The organism is Anaerocolumna sedimenticola, from assembly GCF_009931695.1.
GTDB lineage: Bacteria > Bacillota > Clostridia > Lachnospirales > Lachnospiraceae > Anaerocolumna > Anaerocolumna sedimenticola.
Window position 1 is genome coordinate 4,207,798 of record NZ_CP048000.1, and the last position, 22,021, is coordinate 4,229,818.

22 protein-coding genes and 3 pseudogenes are annotated in these 22,021 nt (G+C 38.0%); 4 read left to right on the plus strand and 21 right to left on the minus strand.

Annotated elements, in window-relative coordinates:
- Positions 1 to 40: 40 nt before the first annotated feature.
- From Ana3638_RS18645 to msrA, 7 genes are all read right to left on the minus strand, one after another.
- On the minus strand, positions 41 to 3,187 hold the full coding sequence (locus Ana3638_RS18645; protein ID WP_161839378.1) for an AAA family ATPase: 3,147 nt from the start codon (positions 3,185 to 3,187) through the stop codon (positions 41 to 43).
- Positions 3,184 to 4,338, minus strand: coding sequence for an exonuclease SbcCD subunit D (locus tag Ana3638_RS18650; RefSeq protein ID WP_161839379.1), 1,155 nt, complete (start codon positions 4,336 to 4,338; stop codon positions 3,184 to 3,186). Before Ana3638_RS18650 ends, Ana3638_RS18645 begins: the two co-directional genes overlap by 4 nt.
- Positions 4,339 to 4,617: 279 nt before the next feature.
- On the minus strand, positions 4,618 to 5,376 hold the full coding sequence (locus tag Ana3638_RS18655) for a tRNA threonylcarbamoyladenosine dehydratase (protein WP_161839380.1): 759 nt from the start codon (positions 5,374 to 5,376) through the stop codon (positions 4,618 to 4,620).
- Positions 5,377 to 5,642: 266 nt separating this feature from the next.
- The gene (locus Ana3638_RS18660; protein ID WP_161839381.1) at positions 5,643 to 6,986 is read right to left on the minus strand and encodes an amidohydrolase family protein; all 1,344 of its coding nucleotides are present in this window, start codon (positions 6,984 to 6,986) and stop codon (positions 5,643 to 5,645) included.
- A gap of 10 nt (positions 6,987 to 6,996) precedes the next feature.
- Positions 6,997 to 7,854, minus strand: coding sequence for a nucleotide-binding protein (locus Ana3638_RS18665; protein ID WP_202621512.1), 858 nt, complete (start codon positions 7,852 to 7,854; stop codon positions 6,997 to 6,999).
- A gap of 67 nt (positions 7,855 to 7,921) precedes the next feature.
- The gene (locus Ana3638_RS18670) at positions 7,922 to 8,539 is read right to left on the minus strand and encodes a DUF3793 family protein (protein WP_161839382.1); all 618 of its coding nucleotides are present in this window, start codon (positions 8,537 to 8,539) and stop codon (positions 7,922 to 7,924) included.
- A 389-nt stretch (positions 8,540 to 8,928) separates the two neighbouring features.
- Entirely contained in the window at positions 8,929 to 9,471 is a 543-nt protein-coding gene (gene msrA, locus Ana3638_RS18675; protein ID WP_161839383.1) for a peptide-methionine (S)-S-oxide reductase MsrA, read from the minus strand.
- 262 nt (positions 9,472 to 9,733) lie between these two features.
- Here msrA and Ana3638_RS18680 point away from each other — a divergent pair, with 262 nt between their 5' ends.
- Entirely contained in the window at positions 9,734 to 10,453 is a 720-nt protein-coding gene (locus tag Ana3638_RS18680) for a sigma factor (protein WP_161839384.1), read from the plus strand.
- A complete protein-coding gene (locus Ana3638_RS18685; RefSeq protein WP_161839385.1) occupies positions 10,450 to 11,805 on the plus strand; it encodes an anti-sigma-I factor RsgI family protein in 1,356 nt (451 codons plus the stop codon). The genes Ana3638_RS18680 and Ana3638_RS18685 overlap by 4 nt, the downstream gene beginning before the upstream one ends.
- A 107-nt stretch (positions 11,806 to 11,912) precedes the next feature.
- Here Ana3638_RS18685 and Ana3638_RS18690 read toward each other — a convergent pair whose 3' ends face one another.
- The 3 genes from Ana3638_RS18690 to uxuA form a co-directional block, all read right to left on the minus strand.
- Complete coding sequence (locus Ana3638_RS18690) at positions 11,913 to 12,596, minus strand: GntR family transcriptional regulator (RefSeq protein WP_161839386.1); 684 nt, start codon at positions 12,594 to 12,596, stop codon at positions 11,913 to 11,915.
- 39 nt (positions 12,597 to 12,635) lie between these two features.
- Complete coding sequence (locus Ana3638_RS18695; protein ID WP_161839387.1) at positions 12,636 to 14,243, minus strand: mannitol dehydrogenase family protein; 1,608 nt, start codon at positions 14,241 to 14,243, stop codon at positions 12,636 to 12,638.
- 190 nt (positions 14,244 to 14,433) lie between these two features.
- The gene (uxuA, locus tag Ana3638_RS18700; protein WP_161839388.1) at positions 14,434 to 15,522 is read right to left on the minus strand and encodes a mannonate dehydratase; all 1,089 of its coding nucleotides are present in this window, start codon (positions 15,520 to 15,522) and stop codon (positions 14,434 to 14,436) included.
- A gap of 201 nt (positions 15,523 to 15,723) precedes the next feature.
- Between uxuA and Ana3638_RS18705 the strand changes: the two are divergent.
- Positions 15,724 to 16,266 (plus strand): annotated as a pseudogene (locus Ana3638_RS18705) (antirestriction protein ArdA).
- Here Ana3638_RS18705 and Ana3638_RS18710 read toward each other — a convergent pair.
- A complete protein-coding gene (locus Ana3638_RS18710; RefSeq protein WP_161839389.1) occupies positions 16,263 to 17,069 on the minus strand; it encodes an MBL fold metallo-hydrolase in 807 nt (268 codons plus the stop codon). The pseudogene Ana3638_RS18705 and the gene Ana3638_RS18710 sit on opposite strands and share 4 nt — an antisense overlap.
- Before the next feature lie 208 nt (positions 17,070 to 17,277).
- Here Ana3638_RS18710 and Ana3638_RS25355 point away from each other — a divergent pair.
- A pseudogene (locus Ana3638_RS25355) lies at positions 17,278 to 17,573 on the plus strand (ISNCY family transposase); the annotation flags it as partial.
- Positions 17,574 to 17,631: 58 nt separating this feature from the next.
- Here Ana3638_RS25355 and Ana3638_RS18715 read toward each other — a convergent pair.
- From Ana3638_RS18715 to Ana3638_RS25365, 10 genes and pseudogenes are all read right to left on the minus strand, one after another.
- Entirely contained in the window at positions 17,632 to 18,708 is a 1,077-nt protein-coding gene (locus tag Ana3638_RS18715; RefSeq protein ID WP_161839390.1) for an SH3 domain-containing protein, read from the minus strand.
- A gap of 167 nt (positions 18,709 to 18,875) precedes the next feature.
- Entirely contained in the window at positions 18,876 to 19,475 is a 600-nt protein-coding gene (locus tag Ana3638_RS18720; RefSeq protein ID WP_161839391.1) for a DUF975 family protein, read from the minus strand.
- A gap of 116 nt (positions 19,476 to 19,591) precedes the next feature.
- Positions 19,592 to 19,693, minus strand: a complete 102-nt coding sequence (locus Ana3638_RS27135; RefSeq protein ID WP_161839392.1) for an ATP-binding cassette domain-containing protein — start codon at positions 19,691 to 19,693, stop codon at positions 19,592 to 19,594.
- A 340-nt stretch (positions 19,694 to 20,033) separates the two neighbouring features.
- The gene (locus tag Ana3638_RS18730; protein ID WP_161839393.1) at positions 20,034 to 20,273 is read right to left on the minus strand and encodes a hypothetical protein; all 240 of its coding nucleotides are present in this window, start codon (positions 20,271 to 20,273) and stop codon (positions 20,034 to 20,036) included.
- Between the two features lie 99 nt (positions 20,274 to 20,372).
- Positions 20,373 to 20,585, minus strand: a complete 213-nt coding sequence (locus Ana3638_RS18735; RefSeq protein WP_161839394.1) for a hypothetical protein — start codon at positions 20,583 to 20,585, stop codon at positions 20,373 to 20,375.
- 1 nt (position 20,586) lies between these two features.
- Positions 20,587 to 20,964, minus strand: a complete 378-nt coding sequence (locus tag Ana3638_RS18740; RefSeq protein WP_161839395.1) for a hypothetical protein — start codon at positions 20,962 to 20,964, stop codon at positions 20,587 to 20,589.
- The gene (locus Ana3638_RS18745; protein WP_161839396.1) at positions 20,901 to 21,179 is read right to left on the minus strand and encodes a hypothetical protein; all 279 of its coding nucleotides are present in this window, start codon (positions 21,177 to 21,179) and stop codon (positions 20,901 to 20,903) included. The genes Ana3638_RS18740 and Ana3638_RS18745 overlap by 64 nt, the downstream gene beginning before the upstream one ends.
- Positions 21,163 to 21,336 (minus strand): annotated as a pseudogene (locus Ana3638_RS27140) (hypothetical protein); the annotation flags it as partial. The gene Ana3638_RS18745 and the pseudogene Ana3638_RS27140, both read right to left, overlap by 17 nt.
- Positions 21,324 to 21,560 carry a hypothetical protein gene (locus Ana3638_RS25360; RefSeq protein WP_246240362.1) on the minus strand — a complete coding sequence of 79 codons (237 nt, stop codon included), beginning with the start codon at positions 21,558 to 21,560 and terminating at the stop codon, positions 21,324 to 21,326. The pseudogene Ana3638_RS27140 and the gene Ana3638_RS25360, both read right to left, overlap by 13 nt.
- Positions 21,532 to 21,891 (minus strand): metallophosphoesterase, encoded by a 360-nt coding sequence (locus Ana3638_RS25365; protein ID WP_246240365.1) that lies wholly within the window; start codon positions 21,889 to 21,891, stop codon positions 21,532 to 21,534. Before Ana3638_RS25365 ends, Ana3638_RS25360 begins: the two co-directional genes overlap by 29 nt.
- Positions 21,892 to 22,021 lie beyond the last annotated feature (130 nt).

Consider the following 22,021-nt stretch of genomic DNA (forward strand, 5'->3'; position numbering starts at 1 on the left):
ATTTTTACATTGGAAGTTAATGAATTTTATGATAAAGATATTAACATATTAGTTTATCAACATAACTGCCTCTAATATCTTTTTTCACAATAATCTGCTTATCTATCCGCTCTTTAAGTTCATCTACATGAGAAATAATTCCCACCATCCGGTTCCCGAGGGTAAGATTTGTTAAAGTAACAATGGATTGTTCCAGGGCTTCCGTATCCAGTGAACCGAATCCTTCATCTACAAACATGGTTTCAATTTCAATACCACCGGAATGACTCTGAATAATATCGGAAAATCCTAAAGCCAACGATAATGCTGCCATAAAAGATTCTCCGCCGGATAAGGATTTTACGTTTCTAAGCTTACCGGTCCAGGTATCCAGTACATTTAATTCCAGTCCGCTCGCACTCTGCAGATTACCTCCCTCTTTTCGCATTAATTGATACCGCTTGCCGGACATTTCATAGAATCTTTTATTTGCTTCCTGTATGATTTGTACAAAATAGGCAGCTTGAACATAAGTTTCAAAGTTTATTTTCTGCTTACCCTCAAGTCTTCCATTCGCTGTTTTTGACAGAGCACTAATTTCTAAGTATTCTTTGTTTTTTTCTTCCCTGATTTTATCTATCTCTTTAATATGAAACAAGGAACTTTTGTTAGCGGATACCCTGTTGTGTACTTCTTTTTGTAATTTCTCTAATTGTGTGCGACTGTCTTTCAATAATTTTATGTTATTACGAATATCCTCTAAGTCTATCCGTTCTTTACCATAGGTCTTTTCTTTTAATTTATCTAATTGTGCTTTTATTTCCTGTTTCGTAAGCTCATATTTTTTACATATCTCTTTTATTTCGTCAATTTTCTCTTGGGACAATAAAGCTTCTTTATAAGCCTCTTCCGTTTTAAATCCATACTCTTTCATCTTTAGCATAAACCTACTAGAGGCTTTGTTAAAGGATTCTTTTGAGCTTTCATACTGTGTGGTGAATTCAGATAATAAACTGACGGCAGTCTTAAGTGCTTTATCTGCTTCATGGAATTCATTTTCAGCATCTAAGAATTTATTTTTTAATTCATCCAGTTCAGTCTTTTTTTCTGATATTATTGTTTTTGCTTTCTCTAAAGAATCAAACTCCAGATTTTTCTTTATCATTTCTATCTCTTTCCGGCAGGCACTTAAATCCGCAGCTAATAAATTTCGTTTTTCCTTTAGTAAGGCTGTATTTGAATTATATTCTTCTATACTCGCTAAAGCTTTTCTTATCTCCGTTTCACAGATTTCTTTTCTTTCACATTTCACCTTAAGCAACTCTTCTTCTGCCCTTAATAACTTTATGTTTGAATCCCATTCCGATATCAGCTTCTGTAAATAAGACTTTCTATCCTTTAGGTTATTAAAATCAATTTCACAAGTTATAATATCCATGGATTCATTTATTGTATCAAATCTGGTTTCATATTCTTTTTTGTATTCACTTACTTTTTTACCTGCCTCCAGCATTTCTTCACTTAGAGTATCCCGTTTCTCTTTCAGGGTATTTAACTCTGCTTCCGTGGGAGCTTCCAATAGAAGCTGTGCTGTCTTAGGATGTTCAAGGGATCCGCATACCGGGCAGGGTTTCCCCTCTTCCAAGGTTTTCGCAAGTATTCCGGCCTGCTCTCTGAGGTAAGCTTTCTGCTTCCTGTCAAATTCCAGGTTACATTCATCATATCTTTCTTCAGCCTGTAAAAAAGCTTTCTTATAGTTTTCTACTACTTCCTCCAGAAGGATTAATTTCGAGATATCTGCATCCAGTTGTTCCATTCGTTTTTTAGCAATTTCATCTTTTTCCAGTTTACTGACACAGTTTAAGAGTTTTATGGGGCTTTCTTTTACCGCTTCCAATTCATTTCTAAAATTCTGGTGTAAATTCTGCATATCTGAAAGCTTTTTAGATATGGATGAAATTGTTTCATCTAATTGATTACCCGTCTTAAAGTATTCTTTTTCTCTCTCCAATAAGTTATTTAGAAAATCATATTGTGGAAGACTTTCTTCTAAATTGCTGATATACAGGGTGAGGTTGTCCCTTAAATCACTTTTATTGTTTTCTTCTTCATATAATTTTTTAGCTCTGTAAAGTCTGACTTCAAATGATTCCTTTTCTTTACTTGCAGCTTTTATTTTTTCTGTTAAGCGGTTTGATATCTCCACTTCCCGATTTTTAGCATCTTCCAGAGGTTTTACATAAGACAGTGCCCTTTGTCCGATTAGCCCTCTCTGTTCCAAAACCTTCATCTCATCTTTCTTAAGATCCAGTTCCTCTTTTCTGCACTGTAGTTTTTCTTTCTCCTCCAGATTCTGATTAATGGTTTTTCCTATTACTTCTTTTTTAATAAACTTTTCTTTTTCCTTATCTACAGAACCCATTTTATCATTAACATCATCTAAAATCCGGTTATCTTCCTCTATTAATAAAGTAAGGCAATTCAGTATATCCGGAATAAAATTTATATTTTTTACAGTTTTAAAATATTCTATCTTCTGGTAATACTCCGACTCTTCCGGACATTTTATACCGTCTATATATAGCTGCAGGCTTTTTTCCAAATCCTCATTTTCATTTTTTAAAAATATTTCTTTTTCTCTTAATTTAGCAGAAAATCGCTTGTATATCTCCGTATTAAAAACTTTCTGTAAAATTTCATTTCTTTTATCATTATCTGCCAGGAGCAGTTCTAAAAATTCACCTTGAGCAATCATTGCAATCTGTTTAAACTGGTCATAACCCAACCCGCCTAATATTTCTGATATAATCCTTTTTACATCGTTACGGTTATCAATCTTTTTCCCATCCGGTAACAATATGGATACTCCCTTTTTCTGTTCAGCGATTCCCTTGCCCCTGTCGCTTTTCCTGGTCTGGTCGGGATATCGGTTAATGGTATAATGAAACCCCTTATGGGAAAAGGTTAAGGTAACTTCCGTAAATACTTCCAGGGTTGCAAAATCACTTCTTACAGAATTAACTTCCCTGGTAAGTCCACTGGTTTTCTCAAATAAAGCATAGGATATGGCATCAAAAATAGTCGTCTTACCGGCTCCCGTATCACCTGATATAAGAAAAAGTCCGGAATTTCCCATCTTTTCAAAATCAATGGTTACGGTACCTGCATAAGGTCCAAAAGCACTTATCATAAGTTTCAGCGGTTTCATTCTGCTTCACCTCCAAGCTCCGTAAATAAATCCATCAATATTCTTTTTTGGATATTATTTAATTCAATATTGTTTTGATTCTGGTAGAATTCTTCAAATAAATCCATTGGACTTCGTTTCGTTACATCGCCGGAAGCTGAGGTTTTGGAATTCTCATTGTTTTTTGTTTTTGTATTTTCCTTTTCCAGGATTAATACATTACTATATACTGTTCTAAGTTTTCCGATCGCATCATAGATATCCTCTTCATCGGTTAATATGGCATGGATATAGTCCTCACAGTTTTTGTTAATGTATTTTTCATCATGAAGCAAATGATCCAGTTTATCTTTTATTACACGCAGATCCCGGATTGGATGCAAAGGTATCTGAGAGATCTCAACGTTATTTTTATGGGTAATAACAATACAGGTTACGGACTTTTGATGTTTGCATTCAGAAAAGGAGTATTTTAACGGAGTTCCACAGTAACGTACCGTCTCCCTTCCAATTTTCTGAGGACCATGAATATGTCCCAGCGCTACATAATCAAAAGGATCAAATACCGATACATCAATATTATCAAGTCCTCCCACAGATATAACCTCAGAATCCGAGCGTTCCGGTTCAATCCCCTGATTCGTTACATATTGATGAGCAACAAGGATATTCCTCTGTTCCCGGTCTATCTTCGCTGACTCAAAAACAGCTTGAACAGCTTTTTCATAGGTATCAAGTTCTGTTTCTTTTATAAAATTCGAAACTATAGAAGGCTTTATATAAGGGAGCAGATAAATATTAACCTGACCATATTCATCTGATAGTGTTATACGGTCCATTTCACCTTTAAAAGCCCCTGAAATATAAATACTGTTCTTACCCATGATCTCTTTCCCAAAATTTAAACGTTCCGGTGAATCATGATTACCGCTGACAATAAATACCATTATATTTCGTTTTTCTAAGTTTGTTAAAAAATCATCAAATAGATTCACTGCACTTGCAGGAGGTACACTTCTATCATAAATATCACCGGCAATAAAGATTCCGTCCGGTTTTGTATCATCAACTATACTGATTATTTCGTTTAATATATGAATCTGATCTTCGGTAAAATCCGCTTCCCGCAGCTTTTTCCCGATATGAAGATCTGATATATGTAAAAATTTCATGTAAATCCTCCTTTATTCTGTTTTTATCATATATCACCCATTACGGTAAGACAAGTATAAGTTAATGGCCGCGTTCGAATTATTGCAAGCAAGCTTGCTAATTCTCACTTTGCTTTCGCGGAAATAAAAACAGCATCCGGTATAAGATAATCCGAATGCTGTATGTAAAATGAATTTATGTTTGCATTTAATTCGCTTCAGGTCTTTCTTTTGTCCATACCGGCGATTCCATTATACCGTTCCTTGCATCAAGATATATATTAATGAGATTGGTTTATATTAACGGACTCCTGTTATATCTTTAATCACTTCACCGGCTATAATCAATCCGGCAACGGATGGCACAAATGCAGTACTTCCCGGTATCTGTCTGCGCTCCGTACATTTTCTTTGGGCACCGGGAGGACAGATGCAATTACTTCTGCAGCTGATAGACATATCACTAAGAGGCTGTCTGGCCGGTTCTTTTGAATAAACGACTTTTAATTTTTTTATGCCACGCACACGTAATTCCTTACGCATAACTTTAGCCAAAGGACATACGGAGGTCTTATATATATCTGTAATTTCAAACTGTGTCGGATCTAATTTATTACCGGCACCCATACAGCTGATAATGGGTATATTACACTGGTTAGCCCGCATAACAAGTTCAATTTTAGCCGTAACCGTATCAATTGCATCAACAATATAAGTATATTCGGTAAAATCATATTGATCCGCTACTTGAGGAGTATAAAAAGTCTGATGGGTATTTACAACAGCCTGGGGATTAATTTCAAGAATTCTATCTTTCATAACCTCAACCTTATATTTACCCACGGTTTTTCTGGTAGCAATTATTTGTCTGTTTATATTGGTAAGACATACTTTATCATCGTCAAATAAATCAAAGATACCCACTCCGCTTCTGGCTAAAGCCTCAGCAGTGTATCCACCCACTCCGCCGATTCCAAATATGGCAACCCGGGACTGGCTTAATTTGTCCATCGCTTCTTTTCCAAATAAAAGCTCGGTTCTAGAAAATTGATTTAACATAAGTTTACTCCTGTTCTATAAGTAAAATTCCGGAAAAGACATTATTTCATTCCTATATAATCTATAAATTTAATCTGAAATATCATAGCATTTTATCCCTGCCCTGTCAATCGGATGTACCATAAAACTAATATTAGCTGTAATTCGGCCATGATACTCAATTATAACAGTTGCTTAAATTATACAGAATGAAAATAGAGTGCCCACATGTCTCGGTCTCTTTGAGATTTTTGCTTTACACCATTCCACTATAGTCAGATTAAGCTCTAGATTATTCTTCCCGCCCGTTTACCGGTAAATTCTGAGTTTTTCACAACAATTTCACCATTAACTATAACAAATTCTATACCAATGGGTTTTGCATCCGGTTGTCCGAGATGAGGCAGGATGGCTAAATCTTTTAAATTATCCATATCCAATATAACAATATCCGCATCCGCTCCGATTTGAAGAACTCCTTTGTTTTTAAATCCGAATAAGCTCGCCGGTAAGATGGTTGCTTTACGAATCGCTTCTTCCAAGGTCAGAATCTTCTTTTCACGAACCATTTCTATTAGGTATTTCGGGAAAGTTCCGGCAATCTGGGGATGTCCCTCTCCTTTTCGGTATTTCCCGATATCCGTGGAAGGCATTGCATAACTTTTCTTAAGGGCTAAATAGATATCCTCTTTTTTACCGGTCATACAGATTACTGACTCCTCAGGATAATCATGCCTCAAAGTAGCATAAATATCTTTCGTAAGGAATTTTCCTGTATATTTTCCCGTTGCAACAACCATATCCCCTAACACAAATCCATTATCTTTCATAGTTTGTTCACTGAAAGTCTCCGTTCCTATAAATGTAGCCCAATCCGTATACATTCCGCTGTCGATGTGAATATCAAGGCCCTGTTCCATTGCCCTTTCAATGGTTTCAAGGGCCGCCTGCATTGTACCGTTGCCATATTGGTAAATAAAATGGGAAAACAATACCTTAACTTTAGTTTCTTTCGCAATTGCAAGGACTTCATAAAGGGAATATAAGTCATATTCGGTAAAAAGCCTGGTATGTATCGCCATGATTTTATTATACTCTGCACACAACCTGGCCAACACGGTAATTTCATTTAAAGATGCTCCCGGAGAATAATCAAGTCCAAAAGAAACACCGCAAGCTCCGTTTGCAAGAGCCTTTTCCGCCAGTTCAGCCATTGTTTTAATCTGATCCGGTGCTGCCTTTTTATAATTATCCGTAATTCCAACCCTGTTTCGCAGGGAAAAGGAATGACCTATGAATTCTGCCTGATTGATATAGAATCCTCTGCTCTCCTGTTCCCTGAAGAATTCATTCATGTCAATTGGACTTAACCCGCAATTGCCACCTATGGTCGTGGTTATCCCCTGACAGGCTGCCAATTCTCCGGAATAATCATAACCGTCAATATGTCCGTGAACATCGATAAATCCAGGAGAAACAATTTTACCGCTTGCATCAATTACATATTTACCTGTTATTATATCTCTGCCGATATAGTTTATTTTACCGTCTTTAATACCTATATTCTGAATGGTCCTATTTAATTGTATCGTATCAATTACTGACCCGTTTGTTATCGCTATATCATACATGCTGATTTCCTTATATATTTCCTGGTTGGATGATGCCGCTTTTTTGTTCTAATTGATCTAGTTTCCACTTTTTCTGCCATTTTAACAATTCATCACGGTCAAATGGTTTCGGACATTTGGGTTTACAAATGTGAATGACAGAATGACTCAATTTCTCAAATTCTTTTGCGGCTATGCAGTCCGGGCAATCTTCAATTACTGTCTTTTCTGAAAGTGTACTGATTTCAATCTGCATATAATGATTTAAATATCCAAGTATGGTCAGATTGGTTGCCTCGGCATAAGAAGTAATCAGGGATTTGGTGGGATATTTATCTGCCTGATTGATTAACAGCCGGACTAATTTCTGATTTTCTTTATCAATTCTTACTACTCCGGCCAGAATACTGTTGGTAGTGCATAAGGCAGAATAATTACCGTCTGTTATAATAATGCACTGGGACATTATTCCCTCTCTAATGGGTAAAATATAACCGGTACAGGGTATATCACCAACAATATCATATAATACATAATTGATATGATATTTTTCTAACATGCCCTGCTGCTCCATCATTTCATCCACAAGATTAATGCCCCTTGCAAGGCACCCTACTCCGGGTTCGATGCTGCCAAGTTCCAGACAGTAAACACCGGAAGAACCCTTAACCAGATAATCTTCTACCTGAATATGGTATTTATTCCTAAATTCCTCTAATACAGGTGTGATATTTTCATCATCCCGCAGGAGCATGGTCGAGTTTAAACTGATATCATTTCCTATCTGTAGTACACCATAACCCATTTTAGCCAGCGATGCACTGATATTGGATACAATCACAGATTTACCAACTCCGCCTCTGCCAAGAAAACATATTCTTTCCGCCATTCCTATACCCTTCTTTGCATTTTTCACATTATTATAAAATATTCAGTCTGATTCTACAAGATGTGTTTTACAAAGTAGAGGTAATTTCTTTTAAATCCCTTCCTGAAAAGTATAATTTTACTGCATCTTCCCTTAGTTTTCGGAACTGGTCAAAAGTTTTCCCGGCTTCTTCGGCTTTATGATAAACTTTCCAGTAACCGCAGAGTATATAATTTTCTCCGTTATTTTTAATAAATTCCTCCACATCTAAAATCGGATATCCTAAAAAGATACCAACTTCATGGGGAAATTCAACACTATTGCCGTTTTTGAAATTTTGAAAACGTTTTTTTAAATTAATAAGGTTTTTATTAAAGTTATCTCCTCCCGGTAAATAGCCACTCCGAATTAATATATCGTTTTCACAAAATCTGTTTAATACATCCCTTAGCAGTTTTGTTTGATATAGTATAATAAAATAAGCCCTGTTATCTTCATATAATATTTCATAACTGCATTGAAATTGTTCTGATTCCTTATTTAATACTATAAAAAAATGGTTTGTATTTTCGATATATTTTTTTTGAAAATTAACCAACGTAGCGGGTTTTATTTTAAGCAATGTCGGCATACAGCTATTAGCTAATATAAATACTACATAAGAGGTTATTTTATCACCCCGCATACTAAAAATGTCATTACACATTTTAACACCCATTACATATCACATCTGCAGATATGTTACTGCCACATAAGTTGAAAGAATCTGCATGCGGCATCCTTTCTTATCCTTTATTTACTATTAATCTAATCCCAAACATATCGGCAGCCGGGCCTGCCATACTTCCCAAATAATATCATCTGCATTTAAAAGAAAAATATTAGCTTATTGGTTAGGATAAATTAACCGTATAGTAAAAAAATTCACCCTTCAAAGTGACGGGTGAATTTTTTGTTTCCGCGAAAGCAAAGTAAGAATCAGCAAGCTTACTTGCAGTAATTCCAACGTGCACGCGAACCGAAGAAACTGTTAAAGCGTATTTCCTTCCGGTTAATATTGTTAGTTTCTTTACGTATACCTCAAAACCGTACCTGTTAATGAGAATTTTTACTGAAATCAACTGCTGACGCTGCCTTCTCAAACTTATCTCTGCCTATGTGGCAGTAACCATTGGGATTTTTATCCAGATATTTTTGATGGTATTCTTCTGCTAAATAATAATTATTTAACGGCAAAACCTCAATTGCAATGGGTTTATCATACTGTTTTTGAAGTTCTGCTATGGAATTTTTTATCACTTCAATATCCGTATCATCAACATAATAAATTCCCGTGCGATACTGTGTTCCGGAATCCGCACCCTGTTTGTTCACAGAGGTAGGATTTATTACATCATAATACAGGCTAAGAATAAAGGAAAGGCTGATGATTTCAGGATCATAAACAACTCTGACCGTTTCTGCATGTCCCGTATTATTATGGCATACCTCTTCATAAGTTGGATTCTCTGTATTCCCATTAGCGTAACCCACATCTGTTTTTATAATTCCTTTTATACCGGATAAATATTTCTCTGTTCCCCAAAAACATCCTCCCGCTAAATATATTACCTTTTTTAAAACATTTTCCTGGTGCATAACCATACTCCTTTAATTTCTTTCTAAAATAAACTTATGTCTGCATCATATATCACTCTTTTAAGGTTGTCAAGAAATAACAGAATAGTATCTGTTTGCATCTGAAATATTGGTATATTTCTCCACATATTTAAACATTAATAATATTGCATAAAAATACTCTCTTGTTTTCACGTTAATAAAAAGTTATACTTGTAATAAATTAAATTTACAAGATATTCAATAATGTATCTTAAATCGACACATTCTTGGGAGGTTTATATTGAGAGAAATCGATTCTATGGCAGTGAAAGCATCCGCTGATAAAGAAATGCTTAATCTGTTTATACAACAAAATGAATACTACATATTAAAGAGTGTCGCTGCGATAACCCACCGTTTTATAAACAAAAGTGATGATGAATGGTCCATTGCCTTACATGCATTTACTGAGGCCGTACAAAGTTATCAATTTGAAAAGGGTAGTTTTTATAGTTATTCCGAATTGGTTATTCGAAGACGGCTTATTGATTATTACAGATCGCAGGAAAAATACAGGCAGGAATTATTTGTGGATCCGGTTGTTTTTGAGACGGAACCGGAAGAAGAAACAGATAATTTATCCGTACATTTAGCCGTGGCAAAACAGGTTACAGTCGAAAAGGATGACAGCCTTAAACTGGAGATAGATGCAGCAAATGACGCCCTATCCCATTATGGCTTTACATTTTTTGATCTGACGGACTGCTCCCCTCATTCAAAAAAAACAAAATCCGCCTGTGCGAAAGCCGTATCTTATATTTTGAACAATCCACTACTTAAACAGGAACTATTTCATACAAAACAACTGCAATTAAAAATTATTGAAAAAAATGCAAAAGTACCCCGAAAATTATTAGAACGTCACCGAAAGTATATAATAGCGGCAGTAGAGATACTTTCCGGTGAGTATCCACACCTGGCAGAATATCTGCGATACATCAGAGAGGAGATTGGTAAATGAAATCCGTTGTTATTGAAATTAAAGATGACTTTGCAGCAATCCTATCTGATGATGGCTGCATAACGAAAGTTAAAAATCAAAATTATACGGTTGGACAGGTGATTGAATTGAAAAAGAATACTATATTTAAAACAAAAAAATTCGCAGCCTGTGCCGCAGCCGCAGTCATAGTTTTATTCGGTCTTGGAGGCGGTGTTTATACTTATGCCAGCCCTTATTCCTATGTAAGTCTTGATGTAAATCCATCCATCGAATTCACATTGAATCGCTTTGACCGTGTGTTAAGTGTTAAGGCTGTAAATGATGATGGTGAAGAAATCCTGAAAGAAGTTAGGCTAAATGATTTAGAAAACCAGACAATAACCCAGGCTTTAACAGCAACAGTTGGACAAATAGCTGAGGAAGGATATTTTGACGGAACTGCAGAGGGCGGTCTTGTTATTACCACTGCCGGTGAAAATACCGAGAAATCCGAGAAAATGGCTGAGGAACTTAAGGAAAGTGTGGAAAATACCCTTGAGGAAACCGATAAAGTAGTTGAAGTAGAAGCAAGCAGTATTGGTTTGGAACGAGTAAAAGAAGCAACTGAATTAGGCGTAACCCCGGGCAAATTAAATCTGGTTCAAAAATTAATTGCAAGTTCAGAAGATCCGGGTAGCATTGTTTTGGAAGAATGGCTGAATAAACCGGTAAAAGAAATAATGGGTGCCATTAAGGCAAATAAAAAGGCTGCTAAAACCGTAACTTCCCCCGAAACAGATTCAACCCCGGAAGCCGCCATAATTTCAGAAAAAACTGGCTCTGCCGACGTATCTGATAAAACTGAAAAAGCAGCAAAACAAAAATCCGATAAGAATAAAAAGAAAGTTGATAAAGATGCGGCAAAAGAAGCTTCCAAACCCGCAAAAGAGAGAGAGAAAGCAACCGCAGCATCGTCTAAAGAGACTTCCAGGAGTAAAGTAAATAAGGAAACAGAAAAATCCAAAGAAGCTCCCGTAAAAGAAGCTAAAAAACCTAAAGAGGCAGCCAATAAGCAAGCTGAAAAAGCTACGGTGGCGGAGAATAAAGAAGCCGAAAAAACTAAGGAAGCTGCTGATAAAGCTAAGGAGGCTGCTGATAAAGAAGCTGAAAAAACTAAGGAAACTGCAAAAAAAATTAACGGAAAGCAGGATAAGTCTTCTGTCTTCCGTAAATCTGATCATGGTGATACCGGCCAGGAAGTATCAGATAAAAACTCCTCTAATAAAGAGGATAAAGAATCAAAAGAGGATTCCAAATCTTCCACAACACCGAAATCTGATAAAAGCGATTCTAAATCAGAAGGTAAAAGTAATCAATCAAAGGGTAATTAGGAAGGTGCATAAATAATACTCCCCAGCTCACCTAATAAAATATTTATTTTTCTTCCTATTACATAGGGGCTGCCGCAATTGGATCAATTATTGCGGTAGCCCCATTTTTATTTATTGTTCTTAAAATAATCAGGATATTGTTTCTTTAATTCTTCTTCATCTAACTTATATCTGGATAAATGTTTTGTAATTATACTTCTGGCTAATTCTTTATCTTTTTTTCTGATAGCATTGACTAAACTGCGGTGATCCGAAATATTCTTGGAGTCTTTGATTACGGAAAGACTTAATCTCCTCACCCGATCAAAATGAGTCATCATACCACCCAATAGGTCGTAAGTAAATTTCTTATTGCTGATTAAAAACAATAATTCATGGAATTCATTATCTAACTGCAGTAATTTATCTTTCGCATTATGTTCCAGATAAAAATCCTGTAACTTCAGATTTTCGTCCAAGGTAAGAAAATTAGCCGCATCTGCAATATCACAAGCCGACTCAACCATCGCCTGTTCTAAAATTAACCTGACGAATCTTGCTTCGTCTACTAACTGATTGTCAATCAGGGAAATAAAACTACCCCTTTGAGGATATATTTCAACTACTTTAAGCTTACTTAATTCAATCAGAGCTTCTCTGACAGGGGTTCTGCTGATACCCATCTCCTCCGCCAGTTCATTTTCACTAACCATACTGCCGGGAACCAGATCTAATGAAATAATATTATATTTTATTACTCTGTATGCATATTCCCTTGCCGTTTCTTTGCCGTTTCTTTCCAAAATGTACATGATATTCCCTCCGAATTCATGTTATTATAAAAGAACCTGCTAGTCAAGATACTTTTTCAGTGTGTTCCGAACGGCCCCAGGTCCCTGCATTAATTCAGTAAATAAGTTCTCTACCTTATATCCCAAACCTGCTTCGTATAAATCAATTCCGAAAATAGACTTATTACTTAAGATTTCTTTTACTTTATCATGGATTTCTTCTTTTTCACCTAATTTTATCTGTGTCATAACTGGTGTTAAAACAGGAAGCATAGGGTCAGGACTATAGCTGAAAGGATTGCCCTGGTCATCAATACCACAAAGGTACCTGAGCCAGCCGGCTAAAACTAATGGTATAAATGTCAGATCCCTAACCCTTAAATGTTCACTTTCAACATAGGCTTTAATCGTTTCTCCAAAGCGGATTGCCAGTTTCTGGGAAGTGTCACAGGCAATTCTCTGGGGGGTATCCGGCATAAAGGGATTCGGAAACCTGACATTTAAAACTTCCTTTAGAAAAGATTCCGGATTTATAATTCCGGGATCAGAAACCACCGGCATTCCCTCAATAGAACCTATCTTATTAACCAAAGCTGCCAGTTCCTTATCTTTCATTTCATCTGAGATTTTATTATAGGATAATAAACATCCAAAAACGGCTAAGGCGGTATGTAAAGGATTTAAACAGGTACAGACTTTCATCTTTTCAACTTTCTCTACGATTTCCTTATTGGTAAAAATAATCCCGCCTTGTTCTAAAGGTAATCTTCCGTTTTTAAAGTTATCTTCGATAACAAGGTATTGCGGTTCTTCTGCATTTACAAACGGAGCGACATATGTATTTTTTGCTGTAACTACTACGGAGGTATCTTCAAATCCAACCTCTTCCAGCATATGAATTACAGATTCTGAAGGTCTTGGGGTGATTTTATCAATCATTGACCAGGGATATGAGATACTCTCTTGAACATATTCATTAAATCCGGCTTCTGCTATACCATTCTCTACCCATTTGTTTGCAAAGGTCGTAACCGCTTCAAAAAGCCTGGTTCCATTATGAGAACAGTTATCCATACTGACTAAAGTTAAAGGTAATCTGCCGACAAGATATCTCTCATATAACAATGCAGTTAATCTACCGATATAACTGGCTGCCTGGACGGGTTTATGCTTAAAGTCATCTAACACACTCGGGATAAATTCCTGTTTATCATTAATTAAACTGTAACCCTTTTCTGTAATGGTAAAGGAAACCATTTTCAAACCAGGATTTTTAAAAATTTCGGTTAAGCGGTTCCAGTCCGTTGTGTTTGTTGTATCCATACAAAGGGATTCCGCTATACTGCCAACTACTTTCTTATCCAGATTCCCGTCAGCTTTTAAAGTGACAAGCAAGCTTAAATTGTCGTATGTCCTATAACTTTTTTCAATAATCTCATAGTCAAAACCTTCCGCTACAATGATACCGGTCTTTAATATTCCTTTGTTTAGAAGCTCCTGGCATACTGCAGCCGGGAATGCACGAAAAATATTTCCTGCTCCCAAATGAACCCATTCCGGATTTTTTAAGGTCTGTTCAATCATTTTATTACGGTCAAATTTGGGCAGCTCAAACCCTTTTTCTTCCCATACTATTGTATTTCTTAAATTACTCTGTTTTAATTTCATATTGTTTTCTCCTTTTAATACGGATATTTTAGGTAATTGCGAAACTCCAGAGTTTTCTGAATATTCCATTCAATTAATACGAATTTCATAGCTTCCGTTGCCTTTAGGGCAAAATTCAGCTCTGAAATTCGTTTAACTGCATGGAATATAAATACAATAATCTAGTTTCGCAATTCTCTAATACGGATGCTTAGTTAGAAGCCTTTTTAATATTTTTATCGGACTTTTCAATTGCTTCCCATAATCCGTTTAAATAGGTTGCTCCTAAAGCCCTGTCATACAGACCATATCCCGGCATAGCAACCTCATCCCAGATTGCACGGCCGTGATCCGGGCGAATCGGACCGTCAAATCCAATTTCATATAGAGTCTTCATTATTTCATACATATCAAAAGAACCATCACTGGACAAATGTGCTGCTTCATCAAATTTTCCCGGAGCATGGTGAATTAAATTTCTTACGTGGGCAAAATGGATTCTGCCTTTTGCCCCACGGATAATTTCACATATATCGTTTTTAGGATTGGAACCATAAGAACCGGTACATAACGTAAGTCCGTTAAATTCGGCATCAACGGTATTTAAAAGCCTGATTACATTTTCTTTATTGGTTATGATTCTAGGCAGGTTAAAGACAGGCCATGCCGGATCATCCGGATGAATTGCCATCTTTATATCGTATTTTTCACAAACAGGTTGTATTCTGTTTAAGAAATAGACTAAATTACCAAACAGCTTCTCATTATCAACATCTTTATATAATTCAAATAATTCTTTTACATGAGCAAGACGCTCCGGTTCCCAACCAGGAAGTATAAAACCATTACTCTTACCATCTATCTGACTGAATAATTTCTCGGGATCAATTTTATCAATTAATTCCTGATCATAAGATAATACGGTAGAACCATCCGGTCTCATTTTTGCCAGATCAGAACGTGTCCAGTCAAAAACCGGCATAAAGTTATAACAAACCATATGAATATCTGCTTTTCCTAAGTTTTCTAAGGTTGTAATATAATTATCAATATATTTTTCTCTTTCTGTAAGACCGATTTTAATAGCATCATGAATATTTACACTTTCAATTCCGGCTATTTCAAGGCCACTTGCCATAACTTCTTTTTTTAATTCCAAAATTTTTTCTAACGGCCATACCTCTCCTGCCGGTATATCATATAAAGTTGTTATTACTCCCGTAACTCCGGGTATTTGTCTTATTTGTTTCAGGGTAACAGAATCAAATCTGCTGCCAAACCAACGTAATGTCATCTTCATTGAAATATCCTCCAAATTTTAACTTGTATACTAGTATATATTCACTTTACTCCTACTATTTTCTCTTGTCAAGAACAAATTAAGGAAGCGATATTGACGAGGACGTGAAAAACGACATTGCCGTTACCGGGCGGCTGAACATCACGGCAACCACGCTGGACGGGATTCTGACCGTGAAAACGCAAGGACAGGCAAAAGACCATGCTTGAAGCCTTTGTTACCAATCTTGGACGGTATAACGAGAGATATTTAGACGGGGAGCCTTTAAAGCTCCCCGCCACCACCGAGGAAGTGCAGGCTCTTTTGAAGCGTATCCAAGTGGACGGTGTGCGGTATGAGGAAATTTTCATTACCAATTATGAAACCGACATTTCCAGCCTGCGTAACTGCTTGGGATAATATGAAAGCATTGACGAGTTGAACTTCTTGGCTTCCCTGCTGGACGATATGGAGGAATGGGAGTTAGAAAAGTTTTCTGCCGCCGTGGACTTCGGGGAGTACAACAGTGTACCCGCCCTAATTAACCTTACGCAAAATCTGGATTGTTTTGAGTTTTACGCCGGGGTTGAGAATGAGGAAGATTTAGGCCGCTACTATGTTGAGGAAATGTGTACGCTGGAAATCCCGGAGCATTTGGAAAACTATATTGATTATGAAGCCTATGGGCGGGATATGAACTTGGACGAGGACGGGCGTTTTACCGAGGGCGGCTATGTGGTGCGGACAGGCGACCGCTTATTTTAAATGATTATTGTAAGCCCTACACCTACTTCGTGTATGGGGATAAAACGATTTATTTCAGCTTTTACATGAAAGGATACACAATGGCACGGATAAAGGTCTGCAATGTCGTTATCCATAAAGTATTGAATGGTGCTTTTTAATCTTGTATCAATGTCAAACAAATGAAAGCCACCGATTACGCCCAAAACTTTTTGATTATTGCACACTTGTTTTGCATATTCGATAATATTGCATATGCCACTATGAGAACAGCCTGTTATGATAAAAATACCGTTCTTGCCGTTATAAACCAGCGCTGAATCATCGAATACATAATCGTCAAAATAAATATCATCTGTTTTCTGCTTGCCAATTGCGGCTCGCTCTTCAAAGGAATAGATTGCTGGAATTTCACCTAAAAAAATAATATTTTCACTGATTGATACGGGAAGCTTTGAGAGCGACAGGTTACATATTTGATTTACACTTTCCTCATGTAAATCAAATCCGATAGGTTCTTCATCAAAGATTTTTTCTCGAAAAGCATCAGGATGAGAAATAAGCATAGTTTGCGATAAATCGTATTGATTATTTAAAATTTTGAATCCACCAGTGTGGTCATTATGACCGTGAGAAAATACAATTTTATTAAGCTTATCGAGGTCTATACTAATGGCCTTTGCATTCCTAATAAAGACATCTGAATAACCGGTATCAAATAATATTTTTTCGTCGCCATCTTCTATGTAATAGCTAACGGCTGGTTCCCCTAAGAAATACTGATCTATATAAGTGTTATTATCTACTAAGACTGTTAATTTCATATCATTTCTTGTATGATGTATTTTTAATTAAATACATCAATACTCTCCTTTCATTTCAACTTTGTTATAATAGGCGTTGGCGAAACGCCACAACCCGTATAAATACGGGATATTTCATGTAATAAAAAAATATAACTCCTCACCGATTTATGTAAAAGTGAATTGTCGAGAAACAAATCCGCCCAAATCCGAAAGGAGTTATATACCTATGATAACATATAAACAGCTTTTTTGCAGAAATTTTTTCTAATTGTAAAGGAAAATTTGAATACCACAAATTTTCAGTTTCTTTCCTTACTGGAAAATAACATTGAGCTCGATGAGTTTATTTCGGTCTCTTTTCGAAACCATTATTATGCTTCAACCGGCAGACACAGAAAATATCCTCTGACAGCAATGCTCTGGCCTCTGCTCCTCCAGCGTATTTTCTCCATTCCTACAGATTCTCTTTTGATTCTCTTCCTTCAATACTCAAAGGAATTAAGGGAATTCATTCTCTTTGTCTCCTTATTATTTATAATTTGACTGCCATCTTTGGTGTTGTAATTTGTGTATTTTTATATCACTTGGTTACTTCTATCCAATAGGATCCCATACTTTTGCCTTTATATTTCATTATAATCACTGCCTCACCTTTGGTTTTGAACTTGTGACCTTTCTTTATTTTGACTTCATCCTTGAGTATGTAGCCGCCGCCCGCTGCATCTACTGATTCCTGGATATAGAAGGTGATTTTGTTGTTGACGTTTGTTTCGATGCCACCTGTTAAGTCCACTGCCTTCAACCCAGCAGTACTAAAGCCATTACCAATCTTATAAGTAGTTTTCGTAGGACTACTCAGGATTTCCACCGCTGCGGTTGCAGTCGGATTAACCGTTTTAAGCTTCCATACCCACATATAGTATGTATTTCCTTTGTAGGTCACCTTCGCCCAGTCACCCTCTATTTCGGTAACCCATACTTTCGTACCGCTACCTAGTTTCCCTATTATGTCGCCATCTGGCTTTGCCCTGTAGGGAGTATTATTTGACTTTACGCTAAAGAGAGCCGGCAGAACGGGTATAAACCGGAACTCGCCATGTTGAGGGGCGTCAGGAACTGGATAAGCCGGACAAATCCCACGGTCTACATGTTTCCATGTAATAATGTGGGTACCATCATCGTTCTTTTCCCCACTAGCATTTAAAACATAATCTTGCAGCATCCGCGGGCGCATACTAAAAATATCCTTCTCGTTTTCGCTGTTGATGTTCCAACGAAGCATATATTTCTTGAAATCAGCCTTCAGTGCTTTTACCCGTAACCCGTTCAACGCCTTCGGGTTTTTGAACATTTCATCTTCCGACAATTCTAATCCCAAAAATCTTCCATCCTCCAACTCAAAGCCAAACATTCCGGCTCCAACGTCGCTCCCATAGGAATGGATACGGAATTTTGTGTTTCCTTCTGGAGTTTTGCTTTTGTCGCGCAATTCCGCGTTGCCATCCGCGTCAATATTGAGATAGTTGTCCATACACCGTAGATAATCCCAACCTTCAGAGGGTTGGGATTTGTTTTTAGTGGCCGCATATGCCGCCGTAGGAAGCAGGGTCAACGCCATGCACAGAGTGAGCAATATGCTCATGAATCGCTTTTTCATAATGTTGTCCTCCTTTGAACATTGTTTTTGGGAAAATGCAGGAAACATATTTTTTCTGTATGAATCATAGTTTCAAATACAGGAAACAGGCCATGTAGTAGTCTGTGAGAGGTTCTTTAGCGGTGTCCCCCGCCGCTGTTAGCGCAATGAGGTTCCATAAAAGGATACTAATGTTCTTCACTGTACGATTGGGTGGTCACGAGCTTGTCCTCTTTCAGTGCGATGTAATAATTAGCAAGTGTTGCGTGTGTATACGGAGCTAGCCAAATTACAATAAGTCCAAGCGTGAGCGGGATAAGCAGTAACCACCCGATAAAAGACAAGTTTAGAACAAACAATTCAAATTTATGGCCGTTTGTCATCCTTTTGCTTTCTCTAAGCGCCTCGCGGGCTGTCATGCCAGGATTATCTGCAAGGATATAAGGTGCCATTAAATAAGCGTATCCCTTGACAATACCCGGAATAATAAAAAGCAATGACCATGCAAATGTAAAAAAACCTGTGATAATCGTAAGCCAAAGGGCCTTTCCAAACACTTTGAACCCTTTCCATATATCGCTGACTGCAGGACGAATGTTTTGAGTCAATGCAATATAAATCATGATAGTTGAAAGCGCAAAGGATGGCGCAATCAAGATCCCTGCCAAGAAAACCGGAGCCGCAAGCGTTGATATAAGGCTTATAACAAGTTGGCACACAAACAAAATTCCTATGTTGCCTTTTATCTGTGCTTTCGCTGCTTTTTTCATTTCAGAACGATGAATCATTATGTATATCTCCTTTTGCAATTTTATTTTTTTCATTCAGGTAACGGAACGCTATGGTTTCTATATTTCATTCCTTCATTGCGCGTCGCCCTCCCCGTCGTTACTTTCATTTTTCGTCACCATTTGTCGCAGACCACGCCTTTTTGCGTTGTCTCAAAGCCAAGTAGGATACACAAAAGCGTTGACTTTCCGCAGCCCCTTTCCCCTACAATCGCCACACGGAGGTAAGTGTGGTCGTCATTACGGCGTTGATGAGCATGGAGCAGATCCCCTCTCCATACCCGGCCGCTGTGATTTATCCCCGCTCGCCGGTAAGCTGTTCCGGTGAGGCGACGCGGTCGATTGCCGCCTTGCGGAAGATTTGATTTGATTCCATAAGTTTTAATTCTCCTTGGGATTGCAGTTATCTCGTGGCGTTACAATAATTAAATCCGTCGTCCCCCAACCTGTACATCCGTGGCATGGAAAAATTGACACAAATGTGTATCCCTCATGTATTCATATATAACATATTGGTGGCAATCTTTACATTTTCTAGCCCCCATTCTAAACCCCGCTTCAAACACCCCCTCGGGCAACGCTTGAACCACGCCCGCCGCTTACTTGGCTGACTTCCTCGTCAGTGAGTTTCTTCGAAGTTTCTTCCGGTGCGGACATCCTGGCGATCTCCGCTTTCTCTTCGTCTGTAAGTTCGATACTAGCCTCGCTTATAGCGGCGAGCAGTTCCTGTTCATTCCTCGCCTCGGCGATTTTCTCCTGCTGCTCCACAGTGAGAGCCTCTATTTTTTCTAGTGTCATGGTGTTTCCTCCTTTTTTAACCCTTTGATTTTCGCCTGTTTATCCTTGTTATGGGATTCCATTATGTAAAATTTCGCAAGATTTTTTCTTGCAGTGACATTATCCTTCAGCATTCCAAATATCACTCCAAGTATCACATGGTATTTGCTGTACAGTAAAGTAACTACCCTTTGCTCTGCAATATAAACGGGCTTCACCATCATTATACCAAATATGAGGTTTTTCGCGACACCAGCTACATTTTTTTAAGCCACTGTCACTTCCGCCCGCCACCGCTTTCAAATCGTTGTCAGTTAGTGCCTGTTTTCCCATTTCAACAAACTCGTTTCCGTTTTTCTTCTCGTTCATTTTCTTTTAGCAAAACATTCCCGTGTCCAACCGAGAAAGTCGCAATAAAAGGTAGAAACATATATGTTACCATATTTTTTTTGGGCTGTCTCGAAGTACAAAGGGCAACTTTCACAAATACCATAACATTGTGGGAGCCATTCTTTATAGACAAGCTCATATATACCCTGTCGCAACGCCAGTCCAACATATTCCCACCTCCTGCCACTTTGCTTACTTCCTCGTCGGTGAGTTCGATACCGGCCTCGCTTATTGCATCAATCAGTTCCTGCTCGTTCCTCACCCCAGCGAGTTTTGCCTTTTGTTCCTTTGTGAGAGCCATGATTTCTTTTTGTAAAGACATAATTCATTCCTCCTTGTTATTTTGACTTTTTTGACTTTTCCACTTCTGTTCCGCCAAGTCCCCGCCGCTGATACAAGGGTTAAGTTGTCATCGGTCAGCTCCTCACCGCCGAACAACCGCTGCCGAAGCGTTTCTTTAGCGAGTTTTGGGATTTTCACCTCCTTGAACATCAAAGGCAGAACGCGGGCTAATTTTTCTTCAACCATCTTGTTCATCACCACCTTCTGTTTGTGTATACACGTGAGTTCCGAAAAAGGGACGCGGAATTTCAACTTTTATTAGAATATTTTTTAGCATATCCAAAGCCCGCCTGTGGAGTTTCTTCGCGTAGTCCTTAGAAACGTTCAGTGCTGTGCCGATCACCTTAAAAGACTGACCAAGGTAATAGCGGCGGTAGACTGCCGCGTACTGGCGCTCCGGAAATCCAGATAGGTATACGCATCGTCAAATCCAGCCATGTGCATATCGAATATTTTTTCTTCCAGACCTTCCTTGGGCATCATTCGCTCGGAGATGCCTTTGAGAAGCGAGTAATAGATATAGGCTCCATACTGGTCAGTGTCTGATTTATCCGGTACATTCGTTACTACTGGCAAATTCTTTTCCACCTTCGGACGCCCCTCTAATACCCATGTCGCTGCCAATCACGTTGTTGAGCTCGTCGATCACGCCCTGATTGTTAGCGATCACGTCCTTGTAAAACTGTTGTACATCTGTGTGGCTGGGGTAATAGACCGGTAAAAACCATTCGTCCAGAAAATCACCGTCAATCACCAGCTCCCGCACATCAGTTGTGCTTTGCAGCCGCTTCAATAAATCAATCAGAAGCGGACGATTTTTCACAGTTTCGGCATATTTGTCATCAGTCCCGATGTGAATATCGCTTATGACAACAATCTTGTTTCTTGTGTCACCGGCCTCCCACAAAGTGGGTGCGCTCTTGGGCGCATCCGCTTCTGTCGATACGGTTTTCGGTGAGCATCCTGTGGTGAACAGTGCCTAGAAATGACCATGCTGAACGCCAGCAGCAGAGAGAGAATTTTTGCTTTCATGTTCG